27 protein-coding genes and 1 tRNA gene are annotated in these 24,588 nt (G+C 62.2%); 15 read left to right on the forward strand and 13 right to left on the reverse strand.

What is annotated here, in order from left to right; translation table 11 throughout:
• Positions 1 to 142: 142 nt before the first annotated feature.
• Positions 143 to 1,378, forward strand: coding sequence for a Tm-1-like ATP-binding domain-containing protein (locus E4Z66_RS07510; RefSeq protein WP_136462385.1), 1,236 nt, complete (start codon positions 143 to 145; stop codon positions 1,376 to 1,378).
• A 63-nt stretch (positions 1,379 to 1,441) separates the two neighbouring features.
• Here E4Z66_RS07510 and E4Z66_RS07515 read toward each other — a convergent pair whose 3' ends face one another.
• Positions 1,442 to 2,143, reverse strand: coding sequence for an AraC family transcriptional regulator (locus tag E4Z66_RS07515; protein ID WP_168797746.1), 702 nt, complete (start codon positions 2,141 to 2,143; stop codon positions 1,442 to 1,444).
• A gap of 131 nt (positions 2,144 to 2,274) precedes the next feature.
• On the opposite strand from E4Z66_RS07515, the gene E4Z66_RS07520 reads away from it, so the two are divergent.
• Positions 2,275 to 3,648, forward strand: a complete 1,374-nt coding sequence (locus E4Z66_RS07520; RefSeq protein WP_211097125.1) for an SLC13 family permease — start codon at positions 2,275 to 2,277, stop codon at positions 3,646 to 3,648.
• A gap of 106 nt (positions 3,649 to 3,754) precedes the next feature.
• Here E4Z66_RS07520 and E4Z66_RS07525 read toward each other — a convergent pair.
• Positions 3,755 to 3,830, reverse strand: a tRNA-Ala gene (locus E4Z66_RS07525).
• 92 nt (positions 3,831 to 3,922) lie between these two features.
• Positions 3,923 to 4,252, reverse strand: coding sequence for a TIGR02300 family protein (locus tag E4Z66_RS07530; protein WP_136462388.1), 330 nt, complete (start codon positions 4,250 to 4,252; stop codon positions 3,923 to 3,925).
• Between the two features lie 100 nt (positions 4,253 to 4,352).
• On the opposite strand from E4Z66_RS07530, the gene E4Z66_RS07535 reads away from it, so the two are divergent.
• Positions 4,353 to 5,039, forward strand: coding sequence for a M48 family metallopeptidase (locus tag E4Z66_RS07535; protein WP_136462389.1), 687 nt, complete (start codon positions 4,353 to 4,355; stop codon positions 5,037 to 5,039).
• 59 nt (positions 5,040 to 5,098) lie between these two features.
• The gene (locus tag E4Z66_RS07540; RefSeq protein ID WP_136462390.1) at positions 5,099 to 5,749 is read left to right on the forward strand and encodes a GntR family transcriptional regulator; all 651 of its coding nucleotides are present in this window, start codon (positions 5,099 to 5,101) and stop codon (positions 5,747 to 5,749) included.
• Here E4Z66_RS07540 and E4Z66_RS07545 read toward each other — a convergent pair.
• The 3 genes from E4Z66_RS07545 to E4Z66_RS07555 form a co-directional block, all read right to left on the reverse strand.
• A complete protein-coding gene (locus tag E4Z66_RS07545; protein WP_136462391.1) occupies positions 5,746 to 6,732 on the reverse strand; it encodes a 2OG-Fe(II) oxygenase family protein in 987 nt (328 codons plus the stop codon). The genes E4Z66_RS07540 and E4Z66_RS07545 overlap by 4 nt on opposite strands.
• Before the next feature lie 148 nt (positions 6,733 to 6,880).
• Positions 6,881 to 7,846 (reverse strand): acetyl-CoA carboxylase carboxyltransferase subunit alpha, encoded by a 966-nt coding sequence (locus E4Z66_RS07550; protein ID WP_136462392.1) that lies wholly within the window; start codon positions 7,844 to 7,846, stop codon positions 6,881 to 6,883.
• Between the two features lie 56 nt (positions 7,847 to 7,902).
• On the reverse strand, positions 7,903 to 8,496 hold the full coding sequence (locus E4Z66_RS07555) for a LysE family translocator (RefSeq protein ID WP_136462393.1): 594 nt from the start codon (positions 8,494 to 8,496) through the stop codon (positions 7,903 to 7,905).
• A gap of 75 nt (positions 8,497 to 8,571) precedes the next feature.
• On the opposite strand from E4Z66_RS07555, the gene E4Z66_RS07560 reads away from it, so the two are divergent.
• Together E4Z66_RS07560 and E4Z66_RS07565 are read left to right on the forward strand one after the other, a co-directional pair.
• Positions 8,572 to 9,024, forward strand: coding sequence for an Lrp/AsnC family transcriptional regulator (locus tag E4Z66_RS07560; RefSeq protein WP_136462394.1), 453 nt, complete (start codon positions 8,572 to 8,574; stop codon positions 9,022 to 9,024).
• Positions 9,025 to 9,095: 71 nt separating this feature from the next.
• Entirely contained in the window at positions 9,096 to 9,584 is a 489-nt protein-coding gene (locus E4Z66_RS07565) for a lytic transglycosylase domain-containing protein (protein ID WP_136463057.1), read from the forward strand.
• Positions 9,585 to 9,638: 54 nt separating this feature from the next.
• On the opposite strand, the gene E4Z66_RS07570 is transcribed toward E4Z66_RS07565, so the two are convergent.
• Complete coding sequence (locus E4Z66_RS07570; RefSeq protein ID WP_136462395.1) at positions 9,639 to 10,595, reverse strand: L-malyl-CoA/beta-methylmalyl-CoA lyase; 957 nt, start codon at positions 10,593 to 10,595, stop codon at positions 9,639 to 9,641.
• Between the two features lie 248 nt (positions 10,596 to 10,843).
• Here E4Z66_RS07570 and dgcN point away from each other — a divergent pair, with 248 nt between their 5' ends.
• The 3 genes from dgcN to E4Z66_RS07585 all read left to right on the forward strand — a co-directional run bounded on the left by dgcN (position 10,844) and on the right by E4Z66_RS07585 (position 13,744).
• Positions 10,844 to 11,845, forward strand: a complete 1,002-nt coding sequence (gene dgcN, locus E4Z66_RS07575; RefSeq protein WP_136462396.1) for an N-acetyltransferase DgcN — start codon at positions 10,844 to 10,846, stop codon at positions 11,843 to 11,845.
• Positions 11,846 to 11,911: 66 nt separating this feature from the next.
• On the forward strand, positions 11,912 to 12,880 hold the full coding sequence (gene dgcA, locus E4Z66_RS07580; protein WP_136462397.1) for an N-acetyl-D-Glu racemase DgcA: 969 nt from the start codon (positions 11,912 to 11,914) through the stop codon (positions 12,878 to 12,880).
• Between the two features lie 3 nt (positions 12,881 to 12,883).
• Positions 12,884 to 13,744, forward strand: coding sequence for a D-amino-acid transaminase (locus E4Z66_RS07585; RefSeq protein ID WP_136462398.1), 861 nt, complete (start codon positions 12,884 to 12,886; stop codon positions 13,742 to 13,744).
• 100 nt (positions 13,745 to 13,844) lie between these two features.
• Here E4Z66_RS07585 and E4Z66_RS07590 read toward each other — a convergent pair whose 3' ends face one another.
• Both E4Z66_RS07590 and E4Z66_RS07595 read right to left on the reverse strand, forming a co-directional pair.
• The gene (locus E4Z66_RS07590) at positions 13,845 to 14,156 is read right to left on the reverse strand and encodes a DUF1244 domain-containing protein (protein ID WP_136462399.1); all 312 of its coding nucleotides are present in this window, start codon (positions 14,154 to 14,156) and stop codon (positions 13,845 to 13,847) included.
• A gap of 27 nt (positions 14,157 to 14,183) precedes the next feature.
• Positions 14,184 to 14,921 carry an N-formylglutamate amidohydrolase gene (locus tag E4Z66_RS07595; RefSeq protein WP_136462400.1) on the reverse strand — a complete coding sequence of 246 codons (738 nt, stop codon included), beginning with the start codon at positions 14,919 to 14,921 and terminating at the stop codon, positions 14,184 to 14,186.
• An 88-nt stretch (positions 14,922 to 15,009) separates the two neighbouring features.
• Between E4Z66_RS07595 and pyk the strand changes: the two genes are divergently transcribed.
• The 3 genes from pyk to E4Z66_RS07610 all read left to right on the forward strand — a co-directional run bounded on the left by pyk (position 15,010) and on the right by E4Z66_RS07610 (position 17,859).
• Positions 15,010 to 16,455, forward strand: coding sequence for a pyruvate kinase (gene pyk, locus E4Z66_RS07600; protein WP_136462401.1), 1,446 nt, complete (start codon positions 15,010 to 15,012; stop codon positions 16,453 to 16,455).
• A 33-nt stretch (positions 16,456 to 16,488) separates the two neighbouring features.
• Positions 16,489 to 16,713 (forward strand): hypothetical protein, encoded by a 225-nt coding sequence (locus E4Z66_RS07605; protein WP_136462402.1) that lies wholly within the window; start codon positions 16,489 to 16,491, stop codon positions 16,711 to 16,713.
• 114 nt (positions 16,714 to 16,827) lie between these two features.
• The gene (locus E4Z66_RS07610) at positions 16,828 to 17,859 is read left to right on the forward strand and encodes an NADP-dependent oxidoreductase (protein ID WP_136462403.1); all 1,032 of its coding nucleotides are present in this window, start codon (positions 16,828 to 16,830) and stop codon (positions 17,857 to 17,859) included.
• 95 nt (positions 17,860 to 17,954) lie between these two features.
• On the opposite strand, the gene E4Z66_RS07615 is transcribed toward E4Z66_RS07610, so the two are convergent.
• Positions 17,955 to 19,133: a type III PLP-dependent enzyme gene (locus E4Z66_RS07615; protein ID WP_136462404.1), complete on the reverse strand. Its 1,179-nt coding sequence runs from the start codon at positions 19,131 to 19,133 to the stop codon at positions 17,955 to 17,957.
• Between the two features lie 339 nt (positions 19,134 to 19,472).
• On the opposite strand from E4Z66_RS07615, the gene rpmI reads away from it, so the two are divergent.
• Together rpmI and rplT are read left to right on the forward strand one after the other, a co-directional pair.
• A complete protein-coding gene (rpmI, locus tag E4Z66_RS07620) occupies positions 19,473 to 19,673 on the forward strand; it encodes a 50S ribosomal protein L35 (RefSeq protein WP_136462405.1) in 201 nt (66 codons plus the stop codon).
• 15 nt (positions 19,674 to 19,688) lie between these two features.
• Positions 19,689 to 20,054 carry a 50S ribosomal protein L20 gene (gene rplT / locus E4Z66_RS07625; RefSeq protein ID WP_136462406.1) on the forward strand — a complete coding sequence of 122 codons (366 nt, stop codon included), beginning with the start codon at positions 19,689 to 19,691 and terminating at the stop codon, positions 20,052 to 20,054.
• A 78-nt stretch (positions 20,055 to 20,132) separates the two neighbouring features.
• Here rplT and E4Z66_RS07630 read toward each other — a convergent pair whose 3' ends face one another.
• The 3 genes from E4Z66_RS07630 to E4Z66_RS07640 form a co-directional block, all read right to left on the reverse strand.
• A complete protein-coding gene (locus tag E4Z66_RS07630) occupies positions 20,133 to 21,002 on the reverse strand; it encodes a hypothetical protein (RefSeq protein WP_136462407.1) in 870 nt (289 codons plus the stop codon).
• Between the two features lie 68 nt (positions 21,003 to 21,070).
• Positions 21,071 to 22,291 (reverse strand): leucine-rich repeat domain-containing protein, encoded by a 1,221-nt coding sequence (locus tag E4Z66_RS07635; RefSeq protein WP_136462408.1) that lies wholly within the window; start codon positions 22,289 to 22,291, stop codon positions 21,071 to 21,073.
• Between the two features lie 82 nt (positions 22,292 to 22,373).
• The gene (locus E4Z66_RS07640; protein ID WP_168797747.1) at positions 22,374 to 23,294 is read right to left on the reverse strand and encodes an OmpA family protein; all 921 of its coding nucleotides are present in this window, start codon (positions 23,292 to 23,294) and stop codon (positions 22,374 to 22,376) included.
• A gap of 210 nt (positions 23,295 to 23,504) precedes the next feature.
• Between E4Z66_RS07640 and pheS the strand changes: the two genes are divergently transcribed.
• Positions 23,505 to 24,581, forward strand: a complete 1,077-nt coding sequence (gene pheS, locus E4Z66_RS07645; protein WP_136462410.1) for a phenylalanine--tRNA ligase subunit alpha — start codon at positions 23,505 to 23,507, stop codon at positions 24,579 to 24,581.
• Positions 24,582 to 24,588: the final 7 nt, after the last annotated feature.

The raw sequence follows: 24,588 nt of genomic DNA on the forward strand, positions 1-24,588 counted from the left end.
ATTTCGGCGTTGGAACCAGATGGGGGCCACAGTGGCTGGATTTCATGAAGGCCATTCTGGGCGGAGCGAGGCCGCGTTGCGATCCGCAAGGCGAAGAAATGCGTGGCTGGCGCGCGGGCGAAACGGCCAGAGGGGATAGAGCATGACAAAGACCGTTCTGGTCATCGGCACCTACGACACTAAAGACGAGGAACTGCACTATATTTGCGACTGTATTCGGGCGCAGGGCGGCGCGGTGGTGTCAATGGATGTGAGTGTGCTTGGCGATCCGTCGCAGCCAGCGGATGTGTCGAAACATGCCGTGGCCGCAGCCGCCGGGGCCTCCATTCAGGAGGCCATGGATGCGGGCGACGAAAACCATGCCATGCAGATCATGGCGCGCGGTGCGGCGGCCTTGACGGCGCAGCTTTATGCCGAGGGCAGGATCGAAGCGATGCTGGCGCTTGGCGGGACGATGGGCACGGATTTGGCGCTGGATTGTGCGCAGGCATTGCCACTGGGCGTGCCGAAATACGTGGTGTCCACCGTCAGTTTCTCACCTCTGATCCCGGCGGACCGCCTTAGCCCCGACATTCAGATGATCCTGTGGGCCGGTGGGCTTTACGGGCTGAACTCGGTTTGCAAATCCTCTCTGTCACAGGCCGCCGGGGCGGTGCTGGGCGCTGCGAAGGCGGTTGAAACACCGAATGCGGATCGTCCGGTGATCGGCATGATGAGCCTTGGATCATCCTGCCTGAAATACATGAAACACTTGCGCGACCCGCTGCAAGCGCGGGGCTTTGAGGTCGCCGTGTTTCACGCCACCGGCATGGGCGGTATGGCCTTCGAGGCCTTGGCGCGGCAAGGCTACTTCGCCGCCGTCATGGATTTCGCGTTGCCCGAACTTGGCAATCTGATGGTCGGCTCGGTCGTCAATGGCGGTCCGGACCGTCTGACAAATGCGGGCGCGCTTGGCATCCCGCAGATCGTGGCGCCGGGATGTACGGACCTGATCGACTTCGCGGGCTGGCAGGACATCCCTGACGCCTATGCAGACCGTCCCTTCCACGCCCATAACCGGCTGATCAAATCCTCTGGCCTGTCCCCGGACGAGCGCCGCGCGTTGGTCCGCGACATTGCCGGCCGTCTGGCCCAAGCTAAGGGGCCGGTGCATGTGCTGATGCCCATGCAAGGCGTCGAGGAATGGGACCGCGAGGGGCAACCCGCCCATGATCCAGAAGGGCTGGCCGCGATGGTCGATGAGATGGGCAAGGCGATTACGGCACCGGCGACGCTGACGATGCTTGACTGCCACATCAACGACCCCGCATTTGCCGACGCCGCGCTTGCCGTGGTGGATGGCTGGCTTGCGGACGGGACGGTGAAACCCGATTTGTGATCGCAGGCGAAGGCACGGGCAGATTGGGTGCGATAGCATGGGCTGGCGCCATCAGACGGTGTGTCAGCCCCGACGGCGCCATTCCGTCGGCGTCATGCCGCTTTGGCGTCGGAACGCCGCGACAAAGGCCGATGGGCTTGAATACCCCAGCGTCGCAGCAAGCGAGGTGCTGCTGTGCCCCAGTTGAAGCCCCTCAAGCGCCAGAACGAAGCGCATCCTGTCGCGCCAATCGCGCCATGTCAGTCCAGTCTGCCGTAGGAAAAGCCGGCTGAGCGTGCGTTCGCTTGTGCCGGTCACGCGCGCCAAATGGTCAAGGCTGTTTGCCTCATGCGGGGTGGCCATCACGCGCGCCATGACGGCGGCGACACGCGGATCACGGCTGCCGGGCAGGTGCAGGTCGGGGCGTTCCAGCCGGGCAAATTCGTCCAGGACGACCCAGCCCAACCGTCGCGCTTCAGCATCCGGCAAGGGATCGGTTTGCATCATGCGCCGCGCGACCCCGCGAATGAGAGGCGTCGCCCGCAACACAGTCGGTTGGTCAGGCATCGCGATGCGATCGGCGAACTTCGGGTGCAGTTGAAACGCCTGAAATTCGATATGGCCCACCGGTTCGACCACGGGCGTCGTGTTTGCCGGCAGCCATATCCCGTAGCGGTCGGGAATGAACCACCGGTCCTGAGAGACCTCAACGCGCATCAGCCCGTCAAAGCAAAACAGCACCATGTCCCTGTCGCTATGCGGGGTGAACTGGTCTCCGCCCGGCATGGGGCCAGACCACGCGACAACCGGCAGGCGGTGATTTGGCGGAAAAACGACATAATTTGGCATTTTGTCGTTCTAGCACAGGGTGTCCCGCCGGGGTAGGGCTTGGGCAAACTCTGATGTTGAGGCCCCCCATGTTCCGTTTCAAAGAAGCCGTCTTTGTCCTCTCGCTGGTCCTGGCGGTTTGGGCATCCATCGCGCATCCCGTTGGTATGACGGCGGATCAGGGCATGACCTTTGCAATCGTGCTGATCACGCTTGCACTGTGGGGGACTGGGCTTGTTCCGGGCTATGTGGCGTCTACCTTCCTGTTCGTCGCGCTGATCCTCACCGGAGTGTCCGCCCCGCAAGAGGTGTTCTCCAGTTTCTCATCGACGGCCATCTGGCTGGTTGTGGCGGGCTTCGTCATCGGCGCGGCGATCACGCATTCCGGGCTTGGTGCGCGCATGGGGGCGCTGGCGCGTCCGCATTTGTCCAAAAGCTATGCCGCGCTGATCGGGGGCTTGATGGTGTTGGGCATGGCCTTGGGCTTCGTGATGCCGTCTTCGCTGGGGCGGGCGGCGGTACTCGTGCCGATCGGCATGGCGCTGGCCGATACGCTTGGCCTTGAAAAGGGCTCTCCGGGGCGTACGGGGGTGGCCGTTATTATCGCGATCGGCACCAATATGCCCAGCTTTGCGATCCTTCCGTCCAACATCCCCAACATCATCCTGTCCGGCGTGGCCGAGCAATCGCTGGGCGCGCATTTCAGCTATACGGACTATCTGCTGCTGCATTATCCGGTGCTTGGCCTGCTGAAATCCGCAGTCATCGTCGGCCTGGTGCTGCTGTTCTTTCCCGCCCGCGTCGGCGCGGCCGTGCAGGACCACGCCCCCGTTACCGGGTCAAAGCGCGACCCCTTGGCGGTTCTGGCGATCTTGTTGGTGACATTGGGCTTTTGGTCCACGGATCAGCTTCACGGGATCAACGCGGCCTGGATAGGGCTGGCGGCATCCTTGGTGCTGATGGTGCCGCAACTGGGATTCGTGCCGCCGCCGGTCTTCAAGACTTCGGTCGATTTCTCGATGATCCTGTTCGTCGCGGGGGCGCTGACACTTGGCACCGTGGTGAACAGCAGCGGCTTGGGCGATATCATCGCACATGCTGTCTTGCAGTTCTTGCCGTTCCAGGCGGGCAGCGATTTCCTGAACTTCATCTCGCTGTCCTTTCTGGGAATTGCCACGGCCATCTTCACGACCGCGCCGGGAATGCCGGCCGTGTTGACGCCGCTCGCACTGGAACTGGCCCAGACAACGGGCTTTTCGACTGGCGCGATTCTGATGACGCAGGTGATCGGCTTTTCGACCATCCTGTTTCCCTATCAGGTCGGACCGCTGATCGTTGCGATGGGGCTTGCCGGGGAAAGCAGCCGGCCTTTACTGAAGATTACCCTGTCACTCTTTGTGATCACGGTTCTGATTCTGCTGCCGCTGGATTTCCTGTGGTGGAAGCTGTTGGGAGAGATCTGAGCGCCCGCAGGCCGCGCGGCCACGTGCAAATGCCACAACGCTGCGTCAGGGACGCTGTCCCCATGCCCAAACGGGTAGTTTAAACATGTGTCTGAGAGGGTGAGAATGGTGGAGCATAGCGGGATCGAACCGCTGACCTCCTGCATGCCATGCAGGCGCTCTCCCAGCTGAGCTAATGCCCCATTCTCTGGTCACGGATCGCTCCGTGGAGTGCTCATTAAGCTGCGCAGGCGGCGGGATCAAGCGGAAATTCCGCCCCCGCCGCCGCTGTTTTTCAGGATTCTTCGTCCTCGGACGCGACGTCGGCGATTTCGTCGAGCGAGACGTTGTCGTCATCTGCATCATCGTCGAGCAGATCATCGTCCAGCTCCACATCGACATCCGAGTCATCATCTTCCAGCACGACATCCTCACCGTCAGATGCAGCACGGGTTTTGGCCGTGGCCGCGTCTTCCGCGTCAGCGGCGATCATGCGGGATTTGCTTGTGTCCAATTCGACCACTTCGCCGGTATAAGGGCTAACGATCGGATCGGCATTCAGGTCATAGAACCGCTTACCGGTCGTGGGGCAGACACGCTTGGTGCCCCATTCTTCCTTGGGCATGGATAATCCCTCTTGAAAACTTTGGCAGTCTTGTCGACGATTCCGGCCAACTGCCATATGGGGGGCAGAGTGTCAAAGCCTATCGCGCAGGTCAGGTGGGATGAGCAACATGATTCTTCAAGGGGAACCACCCGTCGAGGTGACAATTCGCCGGTCCGCAAGGGCGCGGCGGATGACGCTGCGCGTGTCGCGGATGGATGGCCGGGTGACGCTGACCCTGCCGCGTGGGGCAAGCGAGGCCGAGGCGCGCGCCTTTGCCGGGGCGCGGGCGGACTGGATTCGCAAGCATCTGGCCGAAACCGCCCCGCATCATGGGGTGGGCATTGGGTCTGACATTCCAATCCTTGGGGAAATGCGCCACATCGTGCCGGGCGCGGGGCGGCGCGTGGTGTTGCAGGACAGCCAGATCGCCATTCCGGGGCCGCCCGATCAGGCGGGCCGCAAGCTGGAGGCGTGGCTGAAGCAGACCGCACGGTCCAAACTTGCCTATGCGTCGGACCAATATGCGCAGCGGCTGGGCCGCGAATACAGCCGGATCACCTTGCGCGACACACGCTCTCGCTGGGGATCGTGCAGCAGTGCGGGGGCGCTTATGTATTCGTGGCGGCTGATCATGGCCCCGGCCGAGGTGCTGACATATGTCGCCGCACATGAAGTCGCGCACCTGGCCGAGATGAACCACTCCAAGGCGTTCTGGGATACGGTGCAGCGCATCTATGGCGATTATGACGCGGCGCGGGGCTGGTTGCGCGCCGACGGGCATCGTTTGCATCAGTATCGCTTCTGATTTCGGCAGAATGCGCGGCGGCAGTTGACCTTTGCGCGTTTTGTGATCACGAATTCCGAATGGCGCGGAAACCCAATATCTCCAACGTGACGAGTGCGGCACATGATCAGGTGTATCGGCGGCTGCGCAGCCGGATCATGCATGGGGATATCCTGCCCGGACAGGCGCTGACGCTGCGCGGGATCGGTCAGGAATACGGTGTGTCCATGACCCCCGCCCGCGAGGCCGTGCGCCGCTTGGTGGCGGAGGGCGCTTTGTCGCTGTCGTCTTCCGGGCGAGTATCGACCCCGGAACTCTCCGCCGAGCGAATCGAGGAACTGGCCGCACTTCGGGCGCTGATCGAGGTTGAACTGGCTTCTCGTGCCTTGCCGCGCGCGCATATCGCGCTGATCGAGCGGTTGCAGGCGATCAATGGCGAAGTGGCCGAAGCCGTCGCGCACCGGGATGCGGTCCGCTATATCCGCACCAATCTGGAATTTCACCGCACGCTGTATCTGCGCGCTCAAGCCCCCGCGATGCTGGCCATGACAGAGACTGTGTGGCTGCAAATGGGGCCGACGATGCGCAGCCTTTATGGCCGGTTGCGTCGCACCGAGCCGCCGCAATATCACCGCCATATCATCGCGGCGCTGCGTGCGGGCGATGAGCCGGGGCTGCGCCTTGCGGTGCGGTCCGACGTAACGCAGGGCTTGCGGATGCTGGCGCGTTAATCGGCGCTTTCGGGCGGGTGCACCACGCCTTTCCAGATGTCCCGCTTGGAGAACGTGTCGAGCAATTGCCAGCCATAGGTTTCGCGCGCGCTGGTCTCGCCGCTGTAATCCGCCGGGGTGACGGGGGCGCTTAGGGCCGGTTCAAGGAAAAACCCGACCGATTGGCGCGCGCTGCCATCACCGGCCAGCACCCGGTGCGGCGTTGCGGGCACGGTGCCGCGGGTCAAGCCGGTCATCACCCCGCCCACATGCACGGAAATCGCGTTCTCCACCATCGGGATATCCCGAAACACGCCGTCCTGGCCCCGCGCTTGCAGCCCCGGCTGCGCTTGCCACAGAAGCGACAGCCCGGATTCGTCCGTATGCTGCCCGCCTGACACAACCGCACCATCGGGTTCCTGCCGCGGCGAGGTCGCCCCGGCGGGATAGCTGAGAAAGCGCAGCGTCGAATGATCCCCGTCAAAGCGCGCGCGGATCGCGGCCTCGTCAAACCCGGCAGAGCGACCGATCGATACGATCATCGCCTGCGCCACCCGGTTGAGATGCGCGTAATGGGCGCGCACGGTCTCGCGCCAGCCGGGGGCTGGCTCCGGGTCAGGCCACGGGGTCGCTTCGGTGAAGATGTCCATCTGCGGCAAATCCGGGCCGGGGGCAGGGGTTTCGGGGCCGACGTCATAGAATTCATTTTGCAGCAGGCCGGTTTCCCGGCGCGGCCAGAACCCGCGATAGGTATTGGGGTTGCCCGGCACCATCACGCGCGAGGCGATCGCGCGCTTGGCCGTATCGCTCAGATCAAAAATCTTCAAGCCGGTTCGGGCACGCTGATCGACCTTCGCCGCATCAGGATAGCCGGTGATCACCACCGCGCCGGTCCGTTTCAGCCCTTGCCACAATGCGGCGTCGCAAGCCTCCCGAGCCTTTCCGGGCGGGCCGAACAAGGCGCTGATATCCACCGTTTCCACATGCTGCGACTGCGGGCTCATCTGGGGCGCTTTCTTTGCGTGTCACGCCATGAGGAGCACGTTTCGCCTGATCCGTCCAAGGTTTTTCCACCTCAGCCAGGGCAGTCGCCGTGCTTTGCCAAGAAAACAGCCCCCGTCGCCGGGGGCCTCTCACATCATTGGCATAGGATTAAGCGGCCAGTCCGCCACGTCCCATATCCAGGAACTTGCGGCGGCGGTTCGCCATCAAGTCTTCGGGCGGCTGATCGACCAATTCGTCCAGCAGCTTTCCGATGGCGTCCCGTGCCGCATCCAGCGTTGCGGTCCGGTTGCGATGCGCGCCGCCCAGCGGTTCGGGAACGATCCGGTCGATCACGCCCAGCTTTTGCAAATCCTGCGCGGTAAGGCGCAGCGCCTCTGCCGCCTCGCGCATCTTTTCGGAATCCTTCCACAGGATCGACGCGCAGCCTTCCGGTGAAATCACGGAATAGATCGAATGTTCCAGCATCGCGACACGGTTCGCCGTTGCAAAGGCCACCGCCCCGCCAGAGCCGCCTTCACCAATGATCAGCGATACCATCGGCACCCGCAATTGCAGGCATTTCTCGGTCGAGCGGGCAATCGCTTCGGACTGGCCCCGTTCTTCCGCGCCCTTGCCGGGATAGGCGCCGGGTGTATCGACCAAGGCGATCACAGGCAGGCCAAACCGATCCGCCAAATCCATCAGGCGGATGGCCTTGCGGTATCCTTCGGGCCGCGCCATGCCGAAATTCCGTTCGATGCGGGATTTCGTGTCGTCGCCCTTTTCGTGGCCGATCACCACGACGGGACGATCCTCGAACCGGGCCAGACCGCCCATGACGGCGTGATCGTCGGCAAAGTTCCGATCCCCGGCCAGCGGCGTGTATTCGGTAAAGAGCGCGCTGATGTAATCCTTGCAATGTGGCCGATCCGGGTGCCGCGCCACCTGGCATTTGCGCCACGGTGTCAGCGACTTGTAAAGATCCGCAAGCAGGGCGGAGGCTTTCTTGTCCAGCGCCTCTGCCTCTTGCGAGACATCCATTTCCTCTTCCGAGGCCCGCGCAATCGCGCGCAGTTCCTCTGCTTTGCCTTCGATCTCGGCCAGCGGTTTTTCGAAATCCAGGTACTGTGTCATTGCCTCAACGTCCCGATTGCTGCCGCCTATATGGCAGCGACGGGCGCGCTCTGCAATCAGTGCCGCAGAACGGGGTAGAGCGAGGCGACCAGCAGCGCCGCCATGGTGACGTTGAACGCGACCCGGCGGCGCGGGTTGGTCAGCCAGCGCGCCATCTGCTGGCCCATGATCGTCCAGGTGGAGACCGAAGGCAGGTTGATCAGGCCGAACACGGCAGCCACCACCAGCACCGCCGCCACGGATCGGTCAGGCGCATAGGTTGTCATCGCCGACAGCGCCATCGCCCATGCCTTGGGGTTAACCCATTGAAACGCGGCGGCTTGCAGGAATGTCATGGGTCGCGCCTTGGCGTTCTGCGCGCGCAGGCCCGCCGCAGTTGCGACTTTCCATGCGAGCCACAGAAGATAAGTGACGGACAGGGTTTTCAGCAGCAGGTAGCTGGGCGGCCATGCGTCGAACAATTGGACCAGACCCGCGCCCACCAATATCAGCATCACGGTGAATCCGATGCCGATGCCCAGCATATGCGGGATGGAACGACGAAAGCCGAAATTCGCGCCGGAAGCCATCAACATCAGGTTATTCGGCCCCGGCGTAATCGAGGACACGAACGCGAAAAGCGCCAGCGCAGAAAGAAGTCCATAGCTCATAGCGTGAAAGAATGCTGTTGAATCCGCCGAATGGGGTTGCGAATGATTGGGCGATCACTGGTCGGCGGGCAATGAATGGCGGAATTGGACGAAAAATCGCGCGAAATATTGCGCATCCTCACGGCGCATGGGCGAATCAGTAATATCGAACTGGCCGAACGGGTGAGCCTGTCTGCCTCTGCCTGTCTGCGCCGCGTACAAGAGATGGAGCGGCAGGGCATCATCGAAGGCTATCGCGCGCGGCTGGGCCGCGACAAGCTGGGGATCGGCTTTGCGGCCTATCTTGGCGTGGGGCTTAGCCAGCACAACAAGGCTGCGCAGACCGCGTTTGAACAGGCGATGGCCTCGGTGGAGGAGGTGGTGGAATGCCATAACATCACCGGCAATATCGAATACTTGCTGCGCGTCGAATGCGCGGATCTGAAGGCCTACAAGACGTTCCACACCGATGTTTTGGGCAGTCTGCCCATGGTCGCGTCGATCACGACCTATGTGATCCTTGGCTCTCCCAAGGACGAACGGTCCTAAGCGGGAACCCGCGCGGGATCGCGAAACGGCTTGGCGCGCTCAGCGGGGCGAGGCAAAGGGGGCGCATGATGATGCGATGCCTCAAAGCCCTGTTCATAATCGCCCTCTTGGGCTTGGCCGCGGCCTGCGGGGATGGGGATCGGTCCGATCCGCCATCTGCCACTTCGGTGCCGTTATATCCCAACGAGACCCCTGCGCTGCGGGCGTTGATCGAAGAGGCGGCAGCGCGCAACGACGTGCCGGTCAGCTTGGTGCAGCGGGTGATCCTGCGCGAAAGCACCCATCAGCCCGGCGCGCGGAACGGCCCCTATTACGGGTTGATGCAAATTCTGCCGGCAACCGCACGCAGCATGGGCTTTCGCGGTGCGCCGTCCGATCTTCTGGATGCAGAGACGAACCTGAAATACGCGGTGCGCTATTTGCGCGGGGCGTGGCTGGTCTCTGGCGGGGATGAGGCGGCGGCGGTGCGCTGGTATGCACGCGGCTATTACTATGAGGCCAAGCGCCTTGGTCTGGTGGCCGAAACCGGCGTCGACGGCAAGAAAGTCTGGCCGGACTAGGGGCAGGGGCGCAGGCAGCGAACCGCCTGCGCCGAAATTTGCTGGCAGCGCGGCTTAGCCGGAGATCATCTCGGACTGGCGCACGATCACTTCGGCCTGCTTGATCGACGCGATGTCGACAAGGCGGCCCTTGTAGACGGTCGCGCCTTCGCCCTTGGCCTTTGCCTCTTCCATCGCGGCAAGGATTTCGCGTGCTTCGGTCACAGCCGCTTCGGACGGGGTGAAAACCTCGTTCGCGAGCGCGACTTGCTTGGGGTGGATCGCCCATTTGCCGACCATACCCAGCGTGGCCGAACGCAGCGCCTGCGCACGGAAGCCTTCATCGTCGGAGAAATCGCCAAACGGGCCGTCCACCGGCAGAACGCCATGGGTGCGGCAGGCCGCGACAATCGCAGCTTGCGCCCAGTGCCATGGGTCGGACCAGTGCTTTTCGCCCTCGCGCAGCATGTAGTAGTTTTCCTGCGTGCCGCCGATGCCGGTGGTTGCCATCCCCATGGAGGCAGCGAAATCCGCCGCGCCAAGGCTCATGGCTTGCAGGCGCGGCGAGGCGGCTGCGATCTCTTCGACATGGGCGATGCCTGCGGCGCTTTCGATGATGACCTCGAAGCTGATCTTCTTGGAACGGCCCTTCGCCGTTTCCACCGCCGTGGCCAGCGCGTCCACCGCATAGATGTCGCTGGCGCATCCGACTTTGGGGATCATGATCTGGTCAAGCCGCTCGGACGCGTTTTCCAGAAGGTCGACCACGTCACGATACCAGTAGGGCGTATCAAGGCCGTTGATCCGCACCGACAGGGTCTTGCTGCCCCAGTCGATGTCGCCAATCGCGTCGATGATGTTCTTGCGGGCGCTGTCCTTGTCCGACGGGGCGACGCTGTCCTCAAGGTCGAGGTTGATCACATCGGCGGCGGAACCGGCCATCTTTTCGAAGATCGCGGGGCGCGAGCCGGGGCCAAACAATTGGCAGCGGTTCGGACGGGCAACAGGTGTGGGTTGCAGGCGGAATGACATTCGGGGCCTCGGTAATTTTGTTTCGTGTGCTTCGTCTAAACTGCTAGGAAATTGCGCGGCCGTACGCAAGGCGCATTTTGCATCCGCAGCGTATCCTGACAAGGCGCGCTCACACGCTCAAATCTTGCGCAAGATCATGGTCCTGTCGGAAATTTTAGCGTTCCGCCGGGGTGTTTGCAGTAAATTGAGATTCCATTGCGGCGGGTGTTGGAAATACTCCGAGGAAACAATGATTCCCGGGGGAAAAGATGATCCAGACACCGTACCTTCTGTTTCTTGGCGATGCGCCGGACCCGTTGGCTGCCAAGGTTGCCCAAGGCATCAAGGATTGGCGGCCCGATAATGCCGTTGGTCAGTTCCGGATGGACGGATGCAAGGCGGATCTAGGCCTTGCGGACATGACGCTGCAAGAGGCGAAAGCCGCCGGTGCGAAGACCCTGGTGATCGGCGTGGCCAACCGGGGCGGTGTGATCAGTCAGGCCTGGAAAAAGGTGTTGGTGATGGCGCTTGAGGAAGGGTTCGACCTTGCCTCGGGTCTGCACAACCTGCTGCGCGACGAGCCCGATCTGGTGGCTGTGGCCGAAGCCACCGGGCGCAACCTTTTCGACGTGCGTGTGCCTGCTGTCGAATATCCGATTGCCAATGGCAAAAAGCGTACAGGCAAGCGGGTGCTGGCTGTGGGTACCGATTGCTCTGTCGGGAAAATGTATACAGGCCTGTGCATCGACCGCGAAATGCGCGAGCGTGGCATGAAATCCACCTTCCGCGCGACCGGGCAGACGGGCATTTTGATCACCGGCGACGGTGTGCCGCTGGACGCGGTGATCGCCGATTTCATGGCGGGGTCCATCGAGTATCTCACGCCGGATAACGATCCTGATCATTGGGACATCATCGAGGGGCAGGGCAGCCTGTTCCACGTGTCCTATTCGGGGGTGACGATGGCGCTGATCCATGGTGGTCAACCCGATGCGCTGATCCTCAGCCACGAGCCGACGCGGGCGCATATGCGTGGCTTGCCGGAGTACCAACTGCCGAGTTTGCAGCAAGTGGCCGATATGGCGCTTCCGCTGGCGCAGGTGGCGAACCCGGACTGCAAGGTCGTCGGGATTTCCGTCAACACGCAGAACATGAGCGAAGCCGAGGCGCGGGACTATCTTGCCAAGGTCGAGGCGGAGATGGGTTTGCCAGCGACTGATCCGTTCCGCTTTGGTGCGGGCAAACTGGTGGACGCGCTTGAAGCGATCTGATGTTGTTCTCGCCGGGGCGGTGGACGCCTCCGGCGGGAGTATTTTGGGAACAATGAAGGAGCGGTCATGCGCGTTGCGGTAAGCCGGGATGTGTTTCAACTTGCGCAGGTATTCACCATCGCGCGCGGGTCTCGGACAGAGGCGCAGGTATTGACCGTGCGGCTGTCCGATGGCGATGCGCAGGGCTGGGGCGAGTGTGTGCCCTATGCCCGCTATGGCGAGACATTGGACAGCGTCGCGGCGCAGATCGAGGGTTTGCCGGAGCATTTCGATCGCGCGGCCCTGGCCGATCTTTTGCCAGCGGGTGCGGCGCGCAACGCGGTGGATTGTGCCTTGTGGGACATGGAAGCAAAGCGCGCGGGCAAGCGGGTGTGGGAATTGGCGGGGCTGAGCGCACCGGGTCCGCAGATCACGGCCTATACACTGTCGCTTGCAGCCCCGGAGGCCATGCGTGCGCAGGCGGCCGAGAATGCGCATCGTCCGCTTCTCAAGACCAAGCTGGGCGGCGGCGAAGTGGATGTGGCGCGGATCGAAGCGGTGCGCGCAGGTGCGCCGGAGGCCCGCATCATCGTGGATGCCAATGAAGGTTGGACGCCCGATCTCTACAAGACGCTGGCACCGGTTCTGGTGCGCTTGGGGGTCGAGATGGTCGAGCAGCCTTTGCCTGCCGGGGCCGATGAGGCGTTGGCAGAGCTGGAGCGTGTGCTGCCGGTCTGTGCTGACGAGGCGTGCCATGACCGTGCATCATTGTCCGGGCTGAAGGGCAAGTATGACATGGTGAACATCAAGCTCGACAAGACCGGCGGGCTGACCGAGGCGTTGGAGCTTCGCCGGGCGGCACTGGCGCAGGGATATGACGTGATGGTGGGCTGCATGGTTGGCTCATCGCTGGCCATGGCGCCTGCCGTTCTGGTCGCACAGGGTGCGGCTGTTGTGGACCTTGACGGGCCATTGCTTCTGGCCGAAGACCGGGAGCAACCATTGAAATATGACGCGGCGGGCGTGCATCCGCCAGTTGCAGCCTTGTGGGGGTGAACCATGCGCACAGTTTATGTCAACGGCGAGTATCTGCCTGAAAACGAAGCCAAGGTCTCGATCTTTGATCGGGGGTTCCTGATGGCGGACGGTGTCTATGAGGTGACGTCGGTGCTGGGCGGGAAGCTGATCGATTTTGACGGTCACGCGGTGCGCTTGGAACGGTCGTTGAGCGAGCTCGACATGCCGGCCCCGATTTCCAAGGACGATCTGCTGGAGGTGCATCGCGAGTTGGTGCGCCTGAACGGGATCGACGAGGGGCTGATTTACCTTCAGATCACGCGCGGCGCGCCGGATGATCGGGATTTCGTTTTCCCCGACCCGGAGAAGGTTACGCCGACCGTGGTATTGTTCACCCAGAACAAGCCCGGGCTGGCGGCCAATCCGCAGGCGGCGAAGGGGATCAAGGTGATCTCTATCGAGGACATCCGCTGGGGGCGCCGCGATATCAAGACCGTTCAGCTTCTATACCCGTCAATGGGCAAGATGATGGCGAAAAAGGCCGGTTGCGACGACGCCTGGATGGTCGAAGAAGGCAAGGTGACCGAGGGCACCTCCAACAACGCGTATATCGTCAAGGGCGGCAAGATCATCACGCGGCACTTGTCGAATGACATCTTGCACGGGATCACCCGGGCCGCTGTGTTGCGCTTTGCGCGCGAGGCGCAGATGGAAGTGGAAGAGCGGTCTTTCACCATCGAAGAGGCGCAGAGCGCGGATGAGGCGTTCATCACCTCGGCCTCCACTTTCGTGATGCCGGTGGTGGAGATCGACGGCGTGACGCTGGGCGATGGCACGCCGGGCAAGGTCGCGCCGCGGCTGCGGGAAATCTATCTGGATGAAAGCCTGAAAGCGGCCATGTAACGCTGGCGGTCGGTGCCGCGCCCCATAGGCCGGGCGCGCGGCACGTTAGCGGAACAAGCGGGGCGGCGCGCAGGTGCCGTCCGCAGGGATGCCGGGCGATTCAAGCCTTGCCGACATTCTCAGCAAAGGACTTTTCGAAGTCCTTTTGCTTGTCTGGCGATGCCTCCGTCTGATACTTCGCCTTCCATTCGGCCATCGTCATTCCGTAGTAGATCACGCGCGCTTCGTCCTTGCTCATCTCGATCCCGCGCTCATTGGCGGCTTCCTGGTACCAACGGCTCAGGCAGTTGCGGCAAAACCCGGCAAGGTTCATCAGGTCGATATTCTGCACATCGGTGCGGTCTTCCATCAGGTGCTTGCGCAGGCGGCGGAAGGCCGCGGCTTCGAGTTCAAGCTGGGTCTGGTCGTCCATGTTGCGGTCTCCTGTCTGTGTCTGTTGCTAAAGATTGGCGGCGCGCAGGGCGCCGTCAAGCAGGGGGGCGAGCCTGTCGGCCCAATAAAGTTGCCCGGCCTCATCCGCGATCAGGTCGTTGCGCAGTTCGATCAGGACGTTGGGGCGGCCATGGGCAAGTGCGTGGCGGTCCACCGCGTCCCCGGGCAAATGGCCGGAATAGGGTTCGTTATCGCCGACGGTCAGGTCTGGTTCGGCGTGCAGCAAATCCAGCAGCGGGCGCGCCAACCGGCTGTCATGGGCGTAAAGAACGCCGACTTGCCAGGGGCGCGGCGGACGACCCTTCAGTTGCGGCGTGAAGGAATGGACAGAGCATAGAACCGCACCGGGCCGGGCCATCATATCGGCCAGCGCGCGATGATAGGGCCGGTAGCACCGGTCAAGCCGTTCTTCCCGTTCGGTTTCCCCTGCGTAGCGGTTTGCCGGGATGATCGTGCCGTCATACAGCTTCATCAGCAGCGTGGGATCGTCTTCGCCCCGGTTCGGGTCGATCACGAGACGCGAGAAGTTGGAACAGATCACGGGGCTGTCCAGCAATTCGCCCAGCCGTTTGGCAACGCCCGCGCCGCCCACGTCCCACGCGATATGCCGCCCCATGTCGGAAGCGGGCAGGCCAAGGTCGCCGCCATTCACAAAGGGCGGTACGGTGTTTGCGGCGTGATCACAGCTGACGCACCAGCGCCCGGTTCTGTCTTCGCCTTCGGTGAAAAATGGCGTGTATGTCATGGTCATGTCATCCAAGGGCCGCCTATACGAGTTGATCCCGGAAGGGAATTGCATGATAACGCTAACAAGCTCTGCGGGAGGTTTGAACATGAAGCGCACGCGTAACGTCAAGATCGTAGCGACACTGGGGCCGGCATCGGACAATTACGACATGATCCGGACCTTGCACGAGCGGGGCGCGGATGTGTTTCGGCTCAACTGCTCCCACGGTACGCATGAGGAATTGGCCGAGCGCCACCGCATGATCCGCAAGGTGGAAGAGGACCTGAACTCGCCGATCGGGATTCTGGCCGATTTGCAGGGGCCGAAGCTGCGGGTCGGTGCCTTCGCGAATGGGAGCGAGGAACTGGTGGAAGGCGCGGCCTTTCGCTTTGACCTCGATCCGGCGGAAGGCAGCGCGACCCGTGTGACATTGCCCCACCCAGAGATTTTCGCAGCCCTCGCCCCGGGTGCGACCTTGCTGGTCAATGATGGCAAAATCCGCGTGAAGGTCGATGCCTGCGGCGCGGATTTTGCGGATTGTACCGTTGTGACGGGGGGCACGATCTCCAACCGGAAGGGCGTGAACGTGCCGGATGTGGAATTGCCGCTGGCCGCGCTGAGCGACAAGGACCGGGCCGATCTGGATTTCGTCTGCGAGCTTGGGGTCGATTGGGTAGCGTTGTCTTTCGTCCAGCGTCCAGGCGACGTGGAAGAAGCGCGCGAATTGATCAAGGGGCGCGCAGCGGTGCTGTCCAAGATCGAAAAGCCCAACGCGGTTGACCGCTTTGACGAGATCCTGAAGGTCAGCGACGGTATCATGGTGGCGCGCGGCGATCTGGGCGTTGAGTTGCCCGTGCAGAACGTGCCGCCGATCCAAAAGCGCCTCGTGCGGAAGTGCCGGACTGCGGCCAAGCCGGTGATCGTCGCGACGCAGATGCTGGAAAGCATGATCGAAAGCCCGATGCCCACACGGGCCGAGGTTTCGGACGTGGCGACCGCGATCTATGAGGGCGCGGATGCGGTCATGCTCAGCGCAGAAAGTGCCGCGGGTCAGTACCCGATCGAAGCAGTGACGACGATGAACAATGTCGCCACCGAAGTGGAACAGGACCCGACCTACACCCAGATTATCGAGGCGTCGCGCCATGCGGCCCGGACCACGGTGGCGCACGGGATCGTGGCGGCCGCGCGCGAAATCGCGGAGACGACGGATATCAAGGCGATCTGCTGCTATACCCAGTCGGGCACCACGGCGCTGCTGACGGCGCGCGAACGTCCGCGCGTGCCGATCCTTGCGCTGACACCGCTGAAGGAAACCGCGCGCCGGTTGGCGCTGAGCTGGGGCACCAACTGTGTCATCACCGGCGGGTTGGAACGGTTCAAGATGGCCGTGGTCAATGCGGCCCGTGCGGCGCGCGAACAGGGCTATGCCGATAAAGAGGACCAGATTCTCGTGACTGCGGGCGTGCCGTTCAACGTGGCCGGGACCACCAACATCCTGCGCGTCGCCCCCTGTGATGAGCGTTTGATTTACGCGACCGATCCGGAATAAGCTGTCTTCTGATGGTTTAATCGGAATGACTTTATGCAACCTGATCTGGCGCTTGTGCTTGGTATTATTCTGGCGACGTTCTCGATCCCCTCAGTGATCTCTGCCATGTCGGACAGCCGCGCGCCGCGGGCCTCTGCCGTCAGCATTTTGATCGCGGGCGGATTGATCCTGTGGGCGCTGCGCACACAACCCGGTGGGTATACTTGGCCGGACATCCCCGAAGTCTTCGTTCGGGTTCTGGCCGACTTCATGAACTGACCCAGCGTCACCGACGTCACGGCACTTCCCGCCGGAACGGCGGGCAGGGCCTTGAGCGTGCCTGCGCGGGTCGTTACGCCTGTAACCGAAACACCGGGAGAGAGGATTCAGCCCATGGCACAGACAACCGACACCAACCGCCGCGTCGTTCTGAACGAGCGCCCCGTCGGGACCCCTGACGAGAACACGTTGCGGATGGAAACCGGCCCCGTGCCGGAACCGGGCGCGGGCGAGATGCTGATCCGCACCGTCTACCTGTCGCTGGACCCCTATATGCGCGGGCGCATGAGCGACGCCAAATCCTATGCGGAGCCGGTGGCGATTGGCGGCGTGATGACCGGGCAGGTCGTTGGCCAAGTGGTCGCGTCGAATAACGAGAAATTCGCGGCAGGTGACTACGTGTTGTCGCCAAGCGGCTGGCAGGATTACTTCGTGTCCAATGGCGACATGGTGATGAACCTTGGCCAGAATCCCGAAAATCCCTCCTGGTCCTTGGGGATTCTGGGGATGCCGGGCTACACCGCTTATGCGGGCCTGTTGAAAATCGGCGAGCCGAAACCGGGCGAAACGGTGGTCGTCGCGGCGGCGGCTGGTCCGGTGGGCGCGACGGTGGGGCAGATCGCCAAGCTGAAAGGGTGCCGCGTCGTCGGGATCGCGGGCGGTGCAGAGAAATGCGCGCATGTGGTCGACAAGCTGGGTTTCGATGTCTGTCTCGATCACCGCGCCGATGATTTCGCAAAGCAGCTCAAGGACGCCTGCCCGGACGGGATCGACGTGTATTTCGAAAATGTGGGCGGCAAGGTGCTTTATGCAGTGCTGCCGCTGCTGAACCCATTCGCGCGGATGCCGGTATGCGGCATGGTGGCGTGGTACAACATGCCGGGCCTGCCGGATGGGCCGGATATGGGGCCAGCAATTCTGGGCACGATCCTGCGGATGAAGGTGAAGGTCGAAGGGTTCATCATCTTCGACAGCTTCGGGCCCGAAGTGTACAAGGAATTCGCCGCCGAGATGACCGGCTGGCTGAAAGAGGGAAAGGTCCAGTACCGCGAGCAAGTCGTCGAAGGGCTGGAAAACGCGCCCGAGGCACTCAATGACGTGCTGACCGGGCGCAGCTTTGGCAAGATGGTCGTCAAGGTCGGTTAAGGCGCCGCCCCGCGAAATGCGCACGCCCCGGTGGCTCCCACCTGCCGGGACGTGTGAGTCCAGTCGCCTCCCTTCGACCGGACCTGCATCCCACGTTACAGGACGATAACGTCCAGCGGCGGGAACCCGTTGAAGCCGATCGTGGCATAGGTCGTCGTATAGGCGCCGCAGTTGCGGATCACGACACGGTCACCGGCTGTCAGGGACAGGGGCAGCATGACCGGGCGGTTTTCATAAAGCACATCGGCGCTGTCGCAGCTGGGACCGGCCAGAACGCAGGGGCCCATCGGCTCTGCATCCTTGGCGGTTTCGATGCGATAGCGGATCGCTTCGTCCATGGTTTCGGCCAGCCCCGAGAATTTACCGATATCAAGATACACCCAGCGATGCACATCCGCGTCGGATTTGCGCGCGACCAGCAGCGTTTCGGCGACGATGTGACCGGCTTCGGCGACCAGCCCCCGGCCCGGCTCTGCCATGACATAGGGGACTTTGCCGAAACGGCGGGTGACTTCCGCCATCACGGCGGCCGCATAGGCGCGCGGCGCCATCACGTCTTCATCATAGCTGGCGGGGAAACCGCCACCGATATTCAGCAGTTCCATGCTGTGACCGGCAGCAATCGCGGCGTTCCATGTTTCGGCAATGCGATCCAGCACAGGGGCCCAGAATTCCGGCAGGCGGGTCTGGCTGCCCACGTGAAAGCTGACACCCACGGGGAACAGGCCAAGACCAGCGGCAAGGTCCATCAGCACGAGCGCGGTGTCCGGCGCGCAGCCGAATTTGCGCGACAGCGGCCAGTCGGCTTGGCTGGCTTCGACCAGAAGGCGGATATAGACGCGGGCGCCGGGCGCATGTGCTGCGATCTTGCGCAGTTCTTCCTCGGAATCGGCGGCGAACAGGGTGATGCCCACGCCATGCGCATAAGCGATGTCGGATGCGCGTTTCACGGTGTTGCCGAAAGAAATATCGCTGGGTTTGGCGCCTTGTTGCAGGCACAGCGCGATTTCCGCGCGCGAGGCGGCGTCAAAGCGGCTGCCACGGGCCACAAGGGTCGCGATGATCTCCGGCTCCGGGTTGGCTTTTACGGCATAGTGGATATGCGCATCGCCTAGACCTTGGGACAGCGCATCATAGCGGCCTGCGACCAGCGCGCGGTCAAGCACCAGTGTCGGGCGTTCGAACTGACGTGCGGCGATATAGGTGTCGATGGAACGATCACGAGCGGGTACGGGAACGCTCCCGCTGAAGAGCGGAGTTTGAAAAGCGGTCATGTCATCTCCAAAAGGAAAGGGTCCCCGTTGACAGGGGCGCGGCTTTAGTTTCAGAGACGTTACCGTCGCTACGTAAACGCGGGCAGGGTTGACCGGCCAGAGGCGCGTGCGTTGGCGTCTGAGCGCCTTCTACGCTTTTTGTGATCCTGCACAATTGCAATTTCGGAATGGGGTTCATGTTCTCAGCGCATGGCTGGCGGCGCCCGCGCATCCGATGCGCCTTGCAGGTTTTGTCTTGCCAAACAGGGCCCGTCATCCTATAGGGCGGCTTCGTTTGCGCGGCCGGCCAGTGTGGCATGCCGAGTCGCGCGTTAAAAGACCCGTAAAAAGGAGACCGAAATGCCCAAGATGAAGACCAAGTCGAGCGCCAAGAAGCGCTTCAAGGTGACGGCCACCGGTAAGGTGATCGGCGGTCAGGCTGGCAAGCGCCACGGCATGATCAAACGTCACAAGAAATTCATTCGCGACGCACGCGGCACGACGACGCTCAGCGCTCCCGATGCCAAAATCATCAAGGGCTATATGCCCTACGATCGCTGATAGGAGGCTGCTGATATGTCCCGAGTCAAAGGTGGAACCACAACCCACGCCCGTCACAAGAAGGTCATCAAGGCGGCGAAAGGCTATTACGGCCGTCGCAAGAGCACCTTCAAAGTCGCACGTCAGGCCGTCGATAAAGCGAACCAATACGCAACTCGCGACCGTAAGAACCGCAAGCGCAATTTCCGCGCCCTGTGGATTCAGCGGATCAACGCGGCTGTGCGTTCGCATGACGAAGCGCTGACATATTCCCGCTTCATCAACGGCCTGAACCTGGCCGGTATCGAAGTGGACCGTAAAGTGCTGGCGGATCTCGCCGTGCATGAACCGGAAGCATTTGCTGCCATCGTCGATCAGGCGAAAGGCGCGCTGAGCGCCTGATTTTCAGGCCAGCGACAAAGCTATGAAACCCGCCCCGCAAGGGCGGGTTTTTTCGTTCTGCATCACCGGGTGCGCCTGTTACTCTACCGGGGCGAATTTCGTTCCGGTCCAGCCCCAGTTCTCAATGCAGGTTCCGTTCGGGCAGGTCTGCCGCAGCGCGGTTGACCGCATCGGGTAGGGGCCGCCATCGGGCCAGACCTCCAGCCCCACATTCAGGATGCCTTGCGCAAAGCCGGACGGGGTGAAGGTGGACGATGTCCAGACGTCTGATGTGCACATCGCCGCGCCGCAAAACCCCGCGCCGCGCCGCATCCCCACATAGCTTGGCGCGGTGCATTGGATCATGCCCCAGTGAATGATGTAGTCGAACGCCCCATCTCCATCGAGATCACTTTCCACCACCGCGCCGGGATCGGGGGCATAACTGCCTTTGCAGGCCTGGGCGATTTTTCCGAACACGAAGTCGCGCGACAGGCGGGCCTGCGCCGCGGGAAGCTGCCCCGGTCCGCATTCGGCCAGCACGTTGGATAGCATCGCGCGCGAGCCGCGCAGGCGGAATTCGGTCAGGCCATTGTGCGGCGCGGCGACTGTGACAGAGCTATGCCGCGACAATTGCTCGGCCAATTCTGCGGTCAGGGGGCCGGTCCAGCCCGGTTCTGCCACGGCTGTCTCAAACTGGGCGCGCATCCGCAATGATTTGCCGGGGAAGTTGAAGAAAACGTCGCCTTCCTGGTCGGTGGGCAGCGATTGCATCGGCTCAAACGTGAACATCGCCCCTTGCGGGGAACAATCCGCCGTCAGTGTATCGATCCCACCCTGCATCGACCGGCCCAGCACCCAAGCCGCGTTGCTGCGAAATTCCGTATTGCCATAGAACCATTGCCCAAAGGTCTGCGCCTGCGCCGCGCCAGAGGCCAGCGCGAGGCACAGGAAGAATAACCGGTTCATATCAATGCCCGTTCTGCTGAAATAAACTGCCCCAAGCGTCACATGCGCTTTGGCGCAGCGTCAAGCGTTCAGGGGCGTGCGCGGATCATCTTGAAGAATTCATCGCGTTTCATGGGGGCGCGCGCTTCTCCCGGAATGCCCATGAACAACTTATCCATGTCGAGGATCGGCGTCATGTCGACACCGGGCAGATCGGGCGCCCGCAGAATGTGCACACTGTCCATATCCGCAAGGATCGACAGATCCAGTGGCTGTTGTGGCAATGTCAGGCTGGTCAGATCGGTGTGCTGTTCCAGCACCGAAATGTCGGTGACGCCGGTTTGCTTGAACAGCAGTTTGCGCAGGGCGGGCAGGTCCGTCAGTGGCGAGATATCGGTGACGGGCGTTTCGTTGAACACAAGTTCGTGCAACTTGGGCAGGCCGGTGAGCGCGGACAGGTCGCTTACCTGTGTTTTCTGAAGCTCGATAATCTTCAGTTCACGCTTTCCCGCCAGCGCGGAGATGTCGGCCAGCGCCGATCTTTCAGCGTGAAGCTCCTTCAGCTTGGTCGCGTTCTCCAACCCGTCCAGCGAGGTCACGGCGCTTTTGTTCATATAAAGCACTTCCAGCTCGGTCAGGCGGTGCAGCGCCGCGATACTGGTGGCCGGTGCGCCCGCGATATCCAGGAATTTCAGGCCCGTGTTATTCTCAATCGGGCTCAGGTCTGTGACCCCCGACCAAAACATGATCAGTGTCTCAAGGCTTGAGAGCGCGCGCAGCTCTTCGATGGAGGTCACATCCGTGTCGCCGATATTGAGGTATCTCAGCCCCGTCATGCCGGCCACGGGCAGGGCGGTCAGCCAGTCGTTATACCGCAGGTTCAGGCTGATCAGCGCCGTTTGCCGCGCCACAGGCGCCATGTCGGTTTGCGCGATGTCGAGAAGCCCAAGCCTTTGCAGTTCGGGCAGATCGTCCAGAAACGCCAGATCGGTTAAGGCCACCCCGTCGATCCACAGCCGTTGAAGCTTTGGCATCTGTGCGATCGGGCTGCCATCAATAACAGCGTCAAAACGCAGCGCTGTTGAGATCGACAGGTCGGTCACATCCGGGAATTGGCTGAGCACGGCCAGATCGTCGGCGTCTTTGCCAAGCCGCAGCTTCAGCTTGGTGCTGTCTGTGGCAATGCAGGCCTCGCCCACCGTGACGCAGGATTGCGCCAGCGACGTTTGGGGCAGGGCAAGGGTCATCAGACACAGGCCGGCGCACAGGCTGATGGAACGGCTGAAAATCCGGGTAAGATACTGGCGCATGATTGAAAACGTCCTCCTCGTCGCGGGGGCACTTTATCGTTTTTAAGTGGCCCTGCAACGCGGCATCGGCGCAGTTGCGCGGTCAGTTCTGTGCGACTGCGTCCGGCGGTGTCCAGCGCACTGAAAATTCGGTGCGCCGGTCAACCGCATCGTAGTGTTCGCACCCTTTGGCCGGATGGTCTTGCAGGTGCGAATGGGTGCGAAAGCGCGACGGGTCAAAGCCCGCGGCGGTAATCGCGTGCAGAACATTGTTCGCGCGCAGCCAGCTAAGCGCAAGGTTCAGGTTCGCATCGCCTGTGGGGTCCGCATGGCCGACGATTGTCACGCTGGTATTGGGGCAGGCCTGCACCTGCGAGGCCAGCACATAGGCTGCGGCTTTCCCACGCGCATCGACAATGGCAGAGCCGCTGTTGAAGTAGATCGTCGCGCGGCTGGCGATGGTTTTCAGAACCCTGACGCAATCCGGGGCCTTTGCCTTTTTCCCGGGCTTGCCTGGCGATTTCTGGTCTGTTGCCGAAGGCACGGGTGCGGAAACCGCGTCAGTTTTGGTCGGTGCATCCAAAGCCGCGAGGCGCGGCGCATCGCCGTGATCTTCATGTGCGGAATGATCGTGGCCCGAATGATCATGGTCCGAATGGTCGTGTCCCGCATGATCCGCCCCGTGCTGGTCTGGCGGCGTAAGCACCGAGGTATCCATCATCGGCACGTCTTCGGCCTTCAATGCCGCCGCCAGGGACAGCACGCGGCGCGACGGGTTCGGTGGGATTTGCGCGCCGGGCAATAGTTGATCTTGCGAGGTGCCCGCGCGGGTCGCCGGTTCCGCCAATGGATCGGGTGGCGCCGCGTATTCCGACGCGGCCAGCAGGCCAAATGCCTGATCGACGCCCGCCTCTGCCGTATCTGCTGCGCGAAAGGCCAAAATGCCCACCGCCAGTGCGGCCGATCCGCCGGCGGTCAGAATCATCGCGCCATAGGTCTTCCAAATGCCTTGTTCACTGCTCATCACCACCCCCATGGCCACGGCTGCTGAAAATATTATTATAGTTGTAATCAACGCCACATATGTTGGCGCAATAACACGATATAGTCGTTCCGCCAATGCTAAATACCATAGGTTGAAATGCGCCGGTGGGCGGGCGCTGCGCCTTGCATTGGCGGGTCGGTATGATAGCAGAAGCGCGGCTGTGATGAGGGCTTGGCGAAAGGCTTGGCAATGGACGATCTGCGCGAAAAATACCTGTCATTGATTGCGGGGGCCGGCGATGAGGCGGCACTTGAGGATCTGCGCGTGCAAGCGGTCGGCAAAAAGGGCGAAGTCAGCCTTAAAATGCGCGAGCTTGGCAAGATGACGCCCGAAGAACGGCAAGTGGCCGGTCCGAAGCTCAATGCGCTCAAGGACGAGATCAACTCCGCACTGGCGGCCAAGAAGGCTGCGCTGGCGGATGCGGCGCTGGATGAACGGCTGCGGACAGAGTGGCTGGATGTGACGCTTCCGACGCGGGCGCGGCGCCATGGCACCATTCACCCGATCAGCCAAGTGACCGAAGAGGTCACGGCCATCTTCGCGGAAATGGGCTTTTCCGTTGCCGAAGGGCCGCGGATCGACACCGATTGGTACAATTTCGACGCGCTGAACATTCCGGGCCACCATCCGGCCCGCGCGGAAATGGACACGTTCTACATGCACCGCGCGGAAGGCGACAACCGCCCGCCGCATGTGCTGCGGACCCATACCAGCCCGGTGCAGATCCGGTCGATGGAAGCACAAGGCGCACCGCTGCGCGTCATTTGCCCCGGCGGTGTCTATCGCGCGGATTATGACCAGACCCACACGCCCATGTTCCACCAGGTCGAAGGGCTTGCGGTGGACAAGGACATTTCGATGGCCAACCTGAAATGGGTGCTGGAGGAATTCGTCAAAGCCTTCTTCGAGGTCGATGGCGGGGTCGAACTGCGTTTTCGCGCATCGCACTTCCCCTTCACCGAACCCAGCGCCGAGGTGGACATCCGCTGCAGCTGGGAAGGCGGCACGCTCAAGGTTGGCGAAGGCGACGACTGGCTGGAAATCCTTGGGTCTGGCATGGTGCACCCGAAGGTTCTGCAAGCGGGCGGGATCGACCCGAACGAATGGCAGGGGTTTGCCTTCGGAATGGGTATCGACCGGATCGCGATGCTAAAATACGGCATCCCCGATCTGCGCGCCTTCTTCGACAGTGATCTGCGCTGGCTGCGCCACTACGGGTTCAGCGCGCTGGACGTGCCGACGCTGCATGGCGGTCTGAGCCGCTAAGGCAAAA

Origin of the sequence: Aliishimia ponticola (genome assembly GCF_004803475.1) — a bacterium.
GTDB classification, from domain to species: Bacteria; Pseudomonadota; Alphaproteobacteria; order Rhodobacterales; family Rhodobacteraceae; genus Aliishimia; species Aliishimia ponticola.